11 protein-coding genes are annotated in these 13,724 nt (G+C 52.5%); 8 read left to right on the top strand and 3 right to left on the bottom strand.

Translation table 11 applies throughout. The annotated features are described in order from the left end of the window. Positions 1–153: 153 nt before the first annotated feature. Both ABNT34_RS15825 and ABNT34_RS15820 read left to right on the top strand, forming a co-directional pair. Positions 154–597 (top strand): hypothetical protein, encoded by a 444-nt coding sequence (locus ABNT34_RS15825; protein ID WP_348733329.1) that lies wholly within the window; start codon positions 154–156, stop codon positions 595–597. Between the two features lie 191 nt (positions 598–788). Next, positions 789–1,586 carry a TatD family hydrolase gene (locus ABNT34_RS15820; protein WP_348733327.1) on the top strand — a complete coding sequence of 266 codons (798 nt, stop codon included), beginning with the start codon at positions 789–791 and terminating at the stop codon, positions 1,584–1,586. A gap of 9 nt (positions 1,587–1,595) precedes the next feature. Here the strand turns inward: ABNT34_RS15820 and ABNT34_RS15815 are convergent, their stop codons facing one another. Then, positions 1,596–2,234, bottom strand: coding sequence for an AhpA/YtjB family protein (locus tag ABNT34_RS15815; protein WP_348733325.1), 639 nt, complete (start codon positions 2,232–2,234; stop codon positions 1,596–1,598). Between the two features lie 157 nt (positions 2,235–2,391). Here ABNT34_RS15815 and serB point away from each other — a divergent pair, with 157 nt between their 5' ends. Continuing rightward, positions 2,392–3,345 (top strand): phosphoserine phosphatase SerB, encoded by a 954-nt coding sequence (serB, locus tag ABNT34_RS15810; RefSeq protein WP_348733323.1) that lies wholly within the window; start codon positions 2,392–2,394, stop codon positions 3,343–3,345. Then, positions 3,342–4,238 (top strand): alpha/beta fold hydrolase, encoded by an 897-nt coding sequence (locus tag ABNT34_RS15805; protein WP_348733321.1) that lies wholly within the window; start codon positions 3,342–3,344, stop codon positions 4,236–4,238. The genes serB and ABNT34_RS15805 overlap by 4 nt, the downstream gene beginning before the upstream one ends. Here the strand turns inward: ABNT34_RS15805 and ABNT34_RS15800 are convergent. Beyond that, complete coding sequence (locus ABNT34_RS15800) at positions 4,235–6,778, bottom strand: PilZ domain-containing protein (protein ID WP_348733319.1); 2,544 nt, start codon at positions 6,776–6,778, stop codon at positions 4,235–4,237. The two genes, ABNT34_RS15805 and ABNT34_RS15800, sit on opposite strands and share 4 nt — an antisense overlap. Before the next feature lie 94 nt (positions 6,779–6,872). Here ABNT34_RS15800 and radA point away from each other — a divergent pair, with 94 nt between their 5' ends. Further along, entirely contained in the window at positions 6,873–8,237 is a 1,365-nt protein-coding gene (gene radA / locus ABNT34_RS15795) for a DNA repair protein RadA (RefSeq protein ID WP_348733317.1), read from the top strand. A gap of 66 nt (positions 8,238–8,303) precedes the next feature. Here the strand turns inward: radA and ABNT34_RS15790 are convergent, their stop codons facing one another. Next, positions 8,304–9,053 (bottom strand): outer membrane protein assembly factor BamD, encoded by a 750-nt coding sequence (locus tag ABNT34_RS15790; RefSeq protein WP_348733315.1) that lies wholly within the window; start codon positions 9,051–9,053, stop codon positions 8,304–8,306. A 125-nt stretch (positions 9,054–9,178) separates the two neighbouring features. On the opposite strand from ABNT34_RS15790, the gene rluD reads away from it, so the two are divergent. From rluD to clpB, 3 genes are all read left to right on the top strand, one after another. Next, positions 9,179–10,153 (top strand): 23S rRNA pseudouridine(1911/1915/1917) synthase RluD, encoded by a 975-nt coding sequence (rluD, locus tag ABNT34_RS15785; protein WP_348733313.1) that lies wholly within the window; start codon positions 9,179–9,181, stop codon positions 10,151–10,153. Next, positions 10,153–10,929, top strand: a complete 777-nt coding sequence (pgeF, locus tag ABNT34_RS15780; protein WP_348733311.1) for a peptidoglycan editing factor PgeF — start codon at positions 10,153–10,155, stop codon at positions 10,927–10,929. Before rluD ends, pgeF begins: the two co-directional genes overlap by 1 nt. A 141-nt stretch (positions 10,930–11,070) precedes the next feature. After that, complete coding sequence (gene clpB, locus ABNT34_RS15775; protein ID WP_348733309.1) at positions 11,071–13,656, top strand: ATP-dependent chaperone ClpB; 2,586 nt, start codon at positions 11,071–11,073, stop codon at positions 13,654–13,656. The last annotated feature ends 68 nt before the right edge of the window (positions 13,657–13,724 follow it).

Genomic DNA, 13,724 nt, shown 5'->3' with positions numbered 1-13,724 from the left:
TGAGTACTGAACTTCCTATATATATTGCAAAATGTTTAATTATTTTTATATTGTTGTTTATTTTTTTTGTGATTTTTAGTTATGTTGGCGGCGGCGCAGAGAAGAGCGCCGGCTGGGCGTGATCCAGTTTTGATTTTTATAAGGAATTGACCATTGAAGACGACAAAAATGTGGATGTATGCCAGCGCGTTACTGCTGAGTTCTACAGTTATTCAACCTGCGTATGCTGAAGATCAATTGTGTACAGCAAATTGTGTCTCGGAGTCTCGCGAAGGACAGACCATTATATACCGGTGGCTGGACCCACAGGGACAGGTTAAAAAAGTGTTCACTGTGGATTTGGCGGCTCCAGCACTGCAACCTGATGGTGAAACGCAAAGCAATATGGAAATCACAGCGCCTAATGCTGAGGAGGGACGCTATCGCAGTGAAGCTATAGTGACGACAGAAGTTACTTTGAGTGAAATTGTCGTGATAACCATGACTCGTACTTACCAACTCAATGGCTCTGGCGGTGAAGTGCTGATTGAGGTGAGCATTCACACCACACGCATCAAAAAACCCAACCCACCTGAGCCTAAAACTGGTGGTGCATAAGCGGGCGTCACCGATTGCGGGGTGACTATCAGTGACAGGGTCAGCTTGGGTTGGTTTTCAGGCAACGCTGGCCCTTTTAAGCGAACATTCAGCCGACAAACAGCTGGTTGGTACAGATCCCCCCTCCACATTTCAGGTTTTTTTAACGCGGCCGATCTGGCAGACTCAGTAAAACATTGCTGGTTCTGATGATGCTACTTTTTGACACCCACTGCCATCTTGATTTACCTGAGCTTGCCGCTGATTTGCCGGCATTTCTGGCAGTTGCAATGGACGCAGGTATTCGGCGTATTTTAGTGCCTGCCGTTGAAGCCGCGCGCTGGAATGGTTTATTGCAGCTACAACAAACTACAGCGCTGCAGCTGGACGTTGCGCTGGGTATTCATCCCTGGTGGGCAGAAAGTGCTTCAGAGGAGCAGCTTGATCTGTTAGCGCAGCTGCTGCAAACCGAAGCCAGCGTTTGTGCTGTTGGTGAGATCGGGCTGGATTTTGCGCTGGTCAAAGCGGATGAGATTGCAACTCAGCAGCTACATCAATGGCAACAGACATTATTCAGTGCCCAGTTAGCCGTTGCCGCGCAAGCGCGCAAACCCGTGGTGTTGCATCACCGCAAATCCCAGCCGGCGCTACTCGCCGAATTAAAACGCCAGCAATTTAGCCAGGGCGGTATTTTGCATGCGTTTTCAGGCAGCCAGGCGCAGGCACATGCCTTTTTAGACCTCGGTTTTAAACTCGGTATTGGTGGCACTATCAGCTATGAACGGGCGCAGAAAACCCGCGACACGGTGAAAAAACTACCGTTGTCGGCATTGGTGCTGGAAACGGATGCGCCGGCGATGCCACTGGCTGGTTTCCAGGGCCAGGTCAACACACCCGCACAGCTGGCATTGGTGTTTCAGCAGCTTTGTGCACTGCGACCAGAATCGCCGGTTGTACTGGCTGAGGCGCTGTGGCAAAACAGCCTCAGCGCTTTGCAGCTGCCGGCTTAGCGCTTTATATCAGCTTTGTGGCGGGACTTGATGGGTCTGATGTTCCGGGCTATCCATTGCCGCATGATGTAAGGCTTTGTTCGACGCTAATTTGTGCGACAGCGCCTGCAAAGAGCCACGCAGCATCAACGCCAGCAACGCGGTAAAAGCCAGCATCCACAGCACTTGTTCCATCAGCTGATGCCAGCTTTTACTCACTGCATCAAAGCTGCTGTATTGCTTCAGGCTGATTTTGATATAACCCAGCAGCTGATTGCCCTGGTAAATTTCCTGCACCATCGGTAATAAATGGTCCGGGGTTTGTGGCGCATATAACAACCGCGCCGGTTCACTGCCGGCGGATTCACTGAGGCGCACGCCGTTGGCGTCATACACCACCACGTCGTGCAGATAAGGATTGGATGCCATTTGCTGGGTCAGCGCTTTGAGCCCTTCAAGCTGATCGTTTTCAATCAAATAAGCACAGGTTTGCGCCAAGGCTTTGAGGGTTTCGCGCATCAGCACGGCGCTTTGCTCGGCAAACAGCTGCTCGCCATGTTTATTGCTCTGCTGCCACCACTGCAACAACAGGATAAATCCACAGACAGCCAGGATAAATTGGGCGCTGCGCCAGATTTTCGCTGATTTTTTTGGTTTTTTTACTGACATTTGTCCTGATGATCCGCTGACAAGGCCGGAAAAATGCCGGTAGAATGCCACGCAGCCCACTTAAAGTACAGGTACGCCCGTGAGTCGTGTGACGTCTGATCTTACAGTTCCATCAACAACGCAGTTATTTTCTGAGTTATTTCAACAGCATCCATTGGTGCTTCTGCAGGAAACTGCTGAAGGCCTGCAACTGAACCCGGCGTCAATCGCGACGCCGGCCGCCGCTGTGATCCGGATTTGGGCGCAGCAGTCAGACCTGCTGACGAAGGCCGCCCTGCGCCAATTGCTGCAGATTGTGGCCCAGCCGGTTCTGGCTTTGTTGTATCAGCCGCATGCGGATTTAGCGCCGGTACTGGAGCTGCGTCTGCAGTCTGAACTGACGGCAGATACTGTGATGCAACTGCGGGAGCAGGCCGCCACACTGAAGCTGGAGCTGAACTATCAGACGTCGCAGCCAAAACTGGCCACACCCGGCGTGCTGGTGATGGATATGGACAGCACCGCCATCCAGATTGAATGTATTGATGAAATCGCGTTATTGGCCGGTGTCGGTCCTGAAGTGGCTGCCGTCACGGCTGCCGCGATGCGCGGCGAGCTGGATTTTGCCCAAAGCCTGCGCCAGCGGGTGGCGACATTAAAAGATGCGCCTGAACAGGTGTTAGCGACAGTGCTGGAACGATTACCGCTGATGCCTGGGCTCGAAGCGCTGGTGGCGACGCTGCTGCAGTACAACTGGACTGTGGCGATTGCTTCCGGTGGTTTTACCTATTTTACTGAGGCACTGCAGCAGCGGCTGGGTTTAACTGCGACTTTTGCCAATGTGCTGGAAATTCAGCATGGCAAACTGACCGGCCAGGTGCTGGGTGATATCGTCGATGCGCAGGTCAAAGCGCAAGTGGTGCAGCAGCTTGCCGGCGCGCGTGATATTCCGCACAGCCAGACAGTCGCTATCGGCGATGGCGCCAATGATCTGCCGATGCTGGCCGTGGCCGGGCTTGGTGTGGCGTTTCATGCCAAGCCGTTAGTGCAGGCTAAAGCGCAATATGCCATCCGGCAGGGCTCTTTACTGCAGTTATTATATTTATTCGACTGTACTGACAGCGCCGCATGAAGCATCAGCAGCATTCGGTTTATGTCGACCAAGGCGTCTATCAGCTGCATCTGAAGGCGCTGGTGCCGCATCATGTCAGCGCGACGCCAGTACTGATGCTGCATGGCGCTATTGAAAATGGCCGGATTTTTTATAGCAGCTCCGGCAAAGGGCTTGGCTGTTATCTCGCCGATCAGGGTTTTTTGGTGTACAGCGCCGATTTTGCCGGCCGCGGCCTGTCCAAACCCCATGTCAGCACTGGGTTTGACCAAAGCCAGCATCAATTGATTTGTCAGGATATTCCGGCTTTGCTTGAAGACGTCTATCAGCGGCATCAGCAAAAAGTCAGTCTGGTTTGCCACAGCTGGGGCGGAGTGGTGGCGCTGGCTGCGTTAGCGCGGCAGCCTGCACTGCTCAGTAAAGTGCGGGCCATTATCTGTTTTGGCAGCAAAAGGCGGATTAGCGTACGCTCCTGGCAAAAAACATTACAGGTCGATTGGGTCTGGAACAAACTTTGTCCCTGGTTAGTTCAAAAGCGGGGTTATCTGCCGGCGAAGCAGTGGAAACTGGGTGCTGACGATGAACCACAACAGTTCTTGCGCGATACCATCCATTGGATAAACCATCACCATTTTGTCGACCCGACCGACGGCTTTGATTACAGCGCGGCGGCGCAGCAGCTGCAGTGGCCGCCGGCCTGGTTTTTTGCTGCGGTCAATGACAAGGTGTTGGGACATGCCACGGATGTCAAACTGCTGATGCAGGAAAGCGGCCTTGCCGGCGCGCAATTTCGCTTGTTAGGGAAAGCGCAGGGCGATGCGCTGGATTATGACCATATCTCGATGCTGACGGCGGCGCAGGCCAAAAACGGGCATTTTCGTGATCTGGCAGACTGGCTAAAAACGCTGGGTTAAACCCCGCCGCTTTGTTCCAGTTGCTGAATAAAGCTGCGGCGTTTTTGTTGTTGCAACTGGATTTGCTCGGTTGGAATACTAAAACGCAACAAAATCTCGTCGCTGATATCAATGACATCACCAACGCCCACCACACTCCATAACTCTTCTTCCAGTACTTTGGCTTTATGAATGGCGTAGACGCTGATGTAACTCAGCTCTTTATTGATATGTTCAGTGTCGGGCCGGCCGGTGCGTGACAAATGGATGCGAAAGGCAAATAACAAATCATTGGCTAAAGCGTCCTGAATGAAAAAGTGTTTGGCCTGTGTCGTTTTTAAATCAAAATCGAACTCAGTGACAAAACTCTGTTCCATTTTCAGCTGATTTTGCCGGTAGCGGATAAACACTTCATAGGTCCGCGGCGGATCTTGCCGTTTCATACCTTTGAGCTGATTGGCAAAATGCAGGTTGGTGGCACTGTTTTTTAATAGTGGCTGTAAATTCGGTTTGGTTTTATCTTCTGCCAGCACGCCGAGCAGGCGATGCAGGTTGTTTGGCTCTGCACCTTGCCCCAGCACGTTTAAATCGTAACGGATGCCGTGGCGGTGCATAAAAAACGGGAAACTGTTCAGCGCTTTGACATACATATTACGTAGCGCCTGACCAAGACCGGCGAATTTCGGCGTTTCTTCCGCCATGGTGAGCTTGGCTCTGTTGTTTTTAATAAGTTGTTCGAAAAATAACCGCCCCTGGTGCGGCACATTCTGCTCCAAAATCCGCAGATTCATGATCAGCTGATTTTTGCTGACCGCCATCACTTCGTATTCAAGCTCCTGCAAGCCATATTTGCTGGAGATTTTCTGCATATCCGGCAGCGCCAACTGCACTTTGTCACCTTTTTGATAAGCAACCTGTTCATGGCTTTCTATCTGCAGGCCCCGCGAAGAAAAATCCCGGGTATGGGCTTCGATATATTGCTGGTTGTTGATTTTCAGCAAGACACGGGTTTTATATAAAAACCGCCCTTCGGCCCTTAAGTTCACATATTGTACGGCTACTGCTTCAAGTGGCGGCAGGTCGTCGACTTTGGGATGGCCAAAGATTTTCAGCTGACCGAGTAAGGACTCATCGAAATTGATTTGCTGATACAGTAAGTTACTTTCGTTGTGGTTGATTTCGGTCAGGGCTGCGACGTAACGAAACTCCTGAATAAACTGCTGCACAATAGGGGAAGGTGGCTGATTGAGTTTTTGGATCTCCTGATCCGCCGTATCCGGCAGTGACAGCAGAATATGTGAATCCTGCGGATGGGTGCGATGCACCACCAGATGAAACACCCGCCAGCTGGGCTTTTGCGCACCAAAGCCAAAAAACACACTTTGCAGCTGTGGCTGCTGTGCCAGTTCGTCAGCGGTAGCTGAGTAAAAATACAGTTTGCCTTTGGCGGCGTGAGTAAAACAATACAGGATGGTGGCGCGCTCGGCCGGTGCTTTTTGCAGGCAGGCTTTTAACCGTTTGCCGGATAAAATCTGCATCAGGACCGATTGTTGTCGTTCATCCTGAAAATACTGCACATGTTGGCGGTTATTTTCGGTAGTCAGGGCACAGACCGGCACCGGCAGTCCGTCGCGCACCGCCAGAAAAACCGGTAACGAGGCGATTCGTGGCAGATAAAACTGCTCATAACCTTTGACTATGACCGCATCAAGGGTGTTATCCAGGTTGACCTTATAGCGGCGTTTATTGCCGTGGATAAATTGCTTCAGAAAGTCAGTAAAACCACGTTCGTCAGCCAGCGGCAAGCGTTTCACCCGCACATACTGCGAGCGGTCAACCACTTCACTGTCGATGACCTGATAAGGAATACCTTGCGACAGCCCTAAGGCAAACTCTTGCTCTAAACCGGTGAAATGCAGGGCAATTTTTTGCCCGCTCTGTAATCTTCTGCTGCCCGGCACTTTGAGCTTACTGCCGGATACTGATAAATCAACAGTGCTGGCCTGGAAGGTTTCGCCGTTATCCAGTTCCACCGAGATGTCGATCGTGAAATTCATCCGCTCTTCGCCGCGGCTGCAATAACTGGCGAATTGCACGATGCGCGGACCGGCTTTGTCCGCTTCCGGCTCGGCATCCGGCGTGGCGTCTTTATTCACCAGTGGGTCGCCGGCGATCACGGCTTGCAAGCGTTGTTCGGTTTCCTGTTTGTGCCGCACCCGATAATTGTTATCGGTATTCATCACTTCTTCGTACAGGCCCAGCGTGTATTGGCCGTAGCGCTTCAGGCCACGCTCAAACGCTTTGACGGCGGTGTCATCCATATAATGGGTTTTGCCGCCGTGCTCAAAAGGCCGTACTTCGCCATCGACGCGGCCGCGCAAATCGATGTAGTAATTACAGGGTTGGCCGAGGCGCTTCAATTCCATCTTCAGCAGGAACTGTTTGGGTTTAGGGATCTCCTGAGTCAAAATAGTAAAAACCTCACTGAATTCATTGCTGTTCAGTAAGGGTTTTAACCGCTCTATGATGCCCAGATACGGGAGGAGATCCGGTGTTGTCATTCTGTCCTGTGTAGCCACTTCACTGCAGCGGCATATGATAATATCGATACAATAAAAGCAATTATTATGCCTATCAATAATTTTGAGGCCAAAAATGGCAAAAACCAAAACCGCCTACGTTTGTAGTGACTGCGGCGCCGACTTTGTGCGCTGGCAAGGACAATGTACAGAATGTGGTGCCTGGAATACCATCAGTGAAGTCCGCATGTCGGCGCCGTCAAAAAATAACCGCAGTTTGGCCGGCGGTTATGCCGGTGCCACAGTCGCGAAAGTCATCCGGCTCGATCAGGTAGATTTACAGGAAGTGCCGCGCTTCAGCTCCGGTTTTGCCGAATTTGACCGGGTGCTGGGCGGTGGTATTGTGCCTGGCTCGGCCATTCTGATTGGCGGGCATCCGGGGGCTGGTAAAAGCACTTTGTTGTTGCAAATCATGTGTTATTTGGCCGGGCAGGGGCCGGCGCTTTATGTTACCGGCGAGGAATCGCTACAGCAGGTGGCGATGCGCGCCAATCGTTTAGCTTTACCGATGCATCAGTTGCAAATGCTGGCTGAAACCCAGGTGGAAACCATCTGCGATCTGGCTTTAACCGTCAAGCCGCGCATTATGGTCATCGACTCCATCCAGGTCATGCAGATGGCGGACATCCAGTCAGCGCCTGGTAGTGTGTCGCAGGTGCGCGAAAGTGCCGCTTATCTGACCCGTTTTGCCAAACAGCAGAATATTGCAGTCATTATGGTTGGCCATGTCACCAAAGACGGCTCGCTGGCTGGCCCTAAGGTGCTTGAACATTGCATCGACTGTTCGGTGATGTTTGATGGCGACAGCGACAGCCGTTACCGCACTTTACGCGGTAACAAAAACCGCTTTGGCGCCGTCAATGAACTGGGCGTGTTTGCCATGACCGGTCAGGGTATGAAAGAAGTAAAAAATCCGTCAGCGATATTTTTAAACCGCGGCAAAGAAGAAGCGCCTGGTTCGCTGGTGATGGTGTTGTGGGAAGGCACCCGGCCGCTACTGGTAGAAATTCAGGGGCTGGTGGATTATTCGCCGCTGAACAATCCACGCCGGGTCGCCGTGGGCATGGAGCAAAACCGGCTATCGATGTTATTGGCGGTGATGCACCGCCACGCCGGAATTCAGATGGCCGACCAGGATGTGTTTGTGAACGTGGTCGGTGGCGTGCGGGTCGGCGAAACCGGCGCCGATTTAGCCACTTTACTGGCGCTGGTATCGAGCTTTCGCAATAAAGCTTTGCCGATGGATTTAGTAGTGTTTGGTGAAGTGGGCTTATCCGGCGAGATCCGGCCTGTGCCCAGCGGCCAGGAACGGCTGCGCGAGGCGGCGAAACACGGTTTTCGCCGTGCCATAGTGCCGCACAGTAATGTACCGAAGGAAATGCCGGAAGGCATGCAGGTGATTGGCGTCAGTAAACTGAGTGAGGCGCTGGAAGCGCTCTGAGGCGTTGTTTGCGGCAGCGGGATAGTAAAAAGGCCACTTGAGTGGCCTTTTTCATCGGAGTTTTACTTAACTTTGCTGATCAGGGAAGTTCAGTTGCAGCACAGCTTTGGCATCGTCGCGCAGCTTGGTCAGGCCCAGCTCGTCATAACTTTTCACCATCAGCGCTAAGGCTTGTGGCACTAATGGCGAATCGCGGTAGGTTTCCAACACAAAGCGGGCGCGGTTGGCAGCGGCCAGATGGGCACCACGGCGGCTGTAATAATCAGCGATTAACAGCTCATGACGTACCAGCTTCTCTTTGATAATGATCATCTGAGTTTTGGCAGCAGCGGCATATTTGCTGTTTGGATAATTGTTGGTCAGGATTTTGAAATCATCAAAAGCCTGTTTAGTGCTGGCGATATCACGATCGGCCCGGTCGACACCAAAAAACTCCTGAAAGGAGTTTTCATCTGACTGCAGATTGCTGACGCCACGCATGTAATAGACGTAGTCCAGATCCGGATGATTAGGATTGAGCCGGATAAAACGGTCAATGCTGGCCAGCGACTGCTTAATGTCGCCAGACTGGTTATAAGCAAAAATCAGATCCAGCTGCACTTGCCGGGCCATAGGACCAAACGGATAGCGGCTTTCCATACCTTTCAGCAGATCGATTGCGCGGCTATAAAGGCCTGAATCTAATACAGCTTTGGCTTCGTTATAGGATTGTTGGGCGGTTTGATTGGTGTTAACCAGTTCTTCGGCTGGCTTGTTACCGGCACAGCCGGCAAGCAGTGCAGCGACTGCTAAAACTGAGAAAAATTTCACTTTCATTAAAAAACCCACTCAGACTGCAGCCTTTAGCTGTCTAGTCCTGCATAAAATCGTTAAAATAGGCAGAATATTTTCGATTCTACCAAAGAGCGTGCAGCGATGCACAGAGGATAACCGGTTCCGACATGACAAAACAGATAAAACTTACAGAAACAGTACCTGATCATCTTTACGGTAAACGCTTGGATCAGGTTCTGGCCGAAATGTTCCCTGATTATTCGCGTTCGCGGATAAAAGAGTGGATTTTGGCCGGCTGGGTCAACGTCAATAACCGCCTGTGTGACACGCCACGGGAAAAACTGCTTGGTGGCGAACATATCGACATCAATGCCGAGATTGAAGAAGACGAGCGTTTTGAAGCTGAACCTATTGAATTGAATATCGTTTACGAAGACGAACATATTCTGGTGATCAATAAACCGGCCGGCTTAGTGGTGCACCCGGGTGCCGGCAATCACGATGGTACTTTGCTCAACGCCTTGTTGCACCATTGCCCCGGCATTGCCGAAGTGCCGCGCGCCGGCATTATTCACCGCCTCGACAAAGACACCACAGGTCTGATGGTGGTGGCGAAAACCATTCCGGCGCAGACCCATCTGGTCGAGATGATGCAAAACCGCGAAATCACGCGGGAATATGAAGCCATAGTCCATGGCGCTATGACTGCTGGCGGTATGGTCGATGAACCGATTGGCCGTCACCCGACCAAACGCACCCATATGGCGGTGACGTCCAGCGGCAAACCTGCGGTGACGCACTACCGGGTGATGGAAAAATTCCGTAATCACACGCGCTTACGGCTGCGGCTGGAAACCGGCCGGACCCACCAAATCCGCGTGCATATGACTTATATCAACTACCCGCTGGTGGGTGATCCGGTCTATGCCGGCCGGCCACGGCCACCGCGTAAAGCCGACGAAGCTTTATTGGAAGTATTACGTGGCTTCCGTCGCCAGGCGCTGCACGCGGCCATGCTGCGCTTTGCTCATCCCATCACACTGGAATTAATGGAATGGCATGCGCCGGTGCCGGACGATATGGTTGCACTGACGCTGGCACTGCGTCACGACACTCAGCTGCATGGTATGGACAACAGCTGATGCAAGGCGCCGCAGCTGTCGATTTCCTGCAACCAGACTGGCCGGCACCGGCCAATGTCCGGGCGCTGTCCACCAGCCGTGGTCTGGCGCAGCAACCGCCTTTTGGCAGTTCTGCCGGGGTTTATGCTGGTTTAAATCTCGGCACCCATGTCGGCGACGAAGCAGCAGTAGTCGCGGCAAACCGACAGCTGTTACAACAATATTGTGGCTTTAAGCGCGAGCCGGCCTGGCTGAATCAAATTCATGGCACCACAGTACTGAATTTGGATAGCTGGCAAGGTGAACTGACTGATGCCGATGCCAGTGTGAGCACCACAAAAGGTTTGGCCGCAGTGGTGATGACGGCAGACTGTCTGCCGGTGCTGTTCTGTGATAAAGCCGGCAGCCGGGTTGCCGCAGCACATGCCGGCTGGCGCGGGTTGTGTGGCGGAGTGCTGGAAGCCACTTTGCAGCATTTCCCTGAGCCTTCGGCAGTGATGGCCTGGTTAGGCCCGGCGATTGGTCCATTGAATTTTGAAGTTGGCGGCGAAGTGCGTGCCGCTTTTATCGCGCACTCTGCGCAGGCTGCTGAAGCTTTTTCACCGTCGTCCAATCCAGGCAAATATCTGGCTGACATTTATCTGTTGGCGCGGCTGCGCTTGCAGGCAGCCGGTGTCACTGCTATTTACGGCGGCGAGTATTGCACTGTAGCTGACCCAGAGCGGTTTTTTTCCTATCGCCGGGACGGCCAGACCGGCCGGCAGGCCAGTTTAATCTGGTTAAGCAGCTCAGACTGAGCCCACAATACTGAAACCAGAATTCTGAGACAAACCACCACAGTTTTTTGACATAAGTCAAATTTTTGACGGCTTACGCTTGAAAAAACAGCAGCGCTTCCCCATCTATGCCATAACAATGTTTTCAGATGGGAGTTCACCATGCGTTTAGACCGCTTTACCAGCAAGTTTCAGGAGGCCATCGCCACTGCACAGTCACTGGCGCTCGGCCGCGACCATCAATTTATTGAACCTGTGCATTTGATGCATGCCTTGCTGAATCAAGAAGGCGGCACTGTCCGCGACCTTTTGAATAAGGTCGGCGTAAATTTGCATGACCTGCGCTCGAAAATCTCGCAATCGATTGAACGGCTGCCCAAAGTGGAAGGTACCGAAGGTAATCTGCAGCTATCAACCAGCATGATTAACTTGCTGAATTTATGCGATAAACTGGCGCAAAAACGCAAAGATCAGTTTATCTCCAGCGAACTCTTTGTCCTGGCAGCCTGCGACGATAAAGCTGAGTTAGGCGCTTTGCTAAAAAGTCTGGGCGTCAGCAAAGACGCAGTAGAAAAAGCTATCGACCAGCTGCGCGCCGGCCAGAACGTCGATGACCCGAACGCTGAAGACACCCGTCAGGCGCTGAACAAATACACCATCGACCTGACAGCCCGGGCTGAAGCCGGCAAGCTAGACCCGGTGATTGGCCGCGACGAGGAGATCCGCCGTTGTATTCAAGTGTTGCAACGCCGTACCAAAAACAATCCGGTACTGATTGGTGAGCCTGGCGTTGGTAAAACCGCCATCGTCGAAGGCTTAGCACTTCGCATCATCAATAAAGAAGTGCCGGAAGGTTTAAAAGATAAACGTGTGTTGTCACTGGATTTAGGTGCTTTGCTCGCCGGCGCCAAATATCGTGGCGAGTTTGAAGAGCGCTTAAAAGCTGTGCTGAATGAACTCGCCAAAGAAGAAGGCCGGGTCATCCTGTTTATCGATGAAATTCATACCATGGTCGGCGCCGGTAAAGCTGACGGCGCGATGGACGCCGGCAATATGTTAAAGCCAGCGCTTGCGCGCGGTGAACTGCATTGTTTGGGTGCGACCACGCTTGATGAATATCGTAAATACATTGAAAAAGACGCTGCGCTGGAGCGGCGTTTCCAGAAGGTGTTAGTCGAAGAGCCTTCTGTTGAAGATACCATTGCGATTTTGCGTGGCCTGAAAGAGCGCTACGAGTTGCACCATGGCGTCGACATTACAGATCCGGCGATTGTGGCTGCTGCGATGTTGTCGCACCGGTATGTCGCAGACCGCCAGTTGCCAGATAAAGCCATTGATTTAATTGATGAAGCGGCGTCCAGCATCCGCATGCAGATGGACTCGAAGCCCGAAGAGCTGGACCGGCTGGAGCGGCGCATTATTCAGTTAAAACTGGAAGACAATGCGCTTGCCAAAGAAACCGACGATGCCAGTAAAAAACGCCGGGATTTTATCCTCGAGCAAATCCGCGAGTTAGACCAGAAATACAATGAGCTGGACGAAGTCTGGAGTTCGGAAAAAGCCGCCTTGCAGGGCACCCAAAGTATCAAAGCAGATCTGGAACAGGCCCGGCTGGATATGGAAGTGGCGCGCCGTGCCGGTGATTTAAACCGGATGTCGCAGCTGAAATATGAGCGTATTCCGGCGCTGGAAAAACGGCTGGATTTAGCCGCACAGGCCGAAATGCATGAAATGACGTTGCTCAGAAACAAAGTGACTGAGCAGGAAATCGCCGAAGTGCTGTCTAAAGCCACTGGTATTCCGGTCAGCAAAATGCTCGAAGGCGAGCGCGACAAATTGCTCAGAATGGAAGAGGCGTTGGGACGCCGTGTCATCGGCCAGGTCGAAGCCGTGGGCGCTGTGTCTAACGCCATCCGCCGCTCCCGTGCCGGATTGTCGGACCCGAATAAACCTATTGGTTCCTTCCTGTTTTTAGGCCCGACCGGCGTCGGGAAAACGGAACTGACCAAAGCTTTGGCGCATTTCCTGTTCGACAGTGAAGACGCGCTGGTGCGTATCGACATGTCTGAATTTATGGAAAAACATGCAGTGTCACGTTTAGTCGGTGCTCCTCCGGGTTATGTCGGGTACGAAGAGGGCGGTTATCTGACTGAGGCAGTGCGCCGCCGGCCTTATTCAGTGGTATTGCTGGATGAAGTGGAGAAGGCCCATCCGGACGTGTTTAACATTCTGCTGCAGGTGCTCGATGATGGCCGGCTGACCGACGGGCAGGGCCGCACTGTCGATTTTAAAAATACCGTGATCATCATGACGTCGAACTTAGGCTCTGATCTTATTCAGGAGCATTATGCTGAACAAAGTTATGACCAGATGAAAAGCATGCTGATGCAGGTGCTGACGCAGCAGTTCAGACCGGAATTTTTAAACCGCGTTGATGAGACCGTGGTGTTCCACCCACTGGATCATGCCCAGATTAAAAACATCGCGGGCATTCAACTGAACCGCTTACGGCAGCGGCTGGCAGAACGGCAATATGGCCTGGAGGTGACAGAAGCAGCGCTGGATCAAATTGCGGCAGTCGGCTTTGACCCGGTGTTTGGCGCCCGGCCGTTAAAACGCGCCGTGCAGCAATATGTCGAAAACGCGCTGGCGCAAAGCTTGCTCCGCGGTAATATTGCACCGAACAGTTTGATTCGGGTTGATGTTGCGGATGGCCAAATGGTGATCAGCAGCCAACCGATGAAGTGAGCATAACACCGGGGAAAGCTGTCAGGCCGACCCAGATGACAACAACCGGGATATTCCGGTTGTTGTCA

It is taken from the genome of Rheinheimera texasensis (genome assembly GCF_964031785.1).
Lineage (GTDB): Bacteria > Pseudomonadota > Gammaproteobacteria > Enterobacterales > Alteromonadaceae > Pararheinheimera > Pararheinheimera texasensis_A.
The sequence above is the reverse complement of the archived record's forward strand: the minus strand, read 5'-3'. Positions and strand labels throughout refer to the sequence as shown.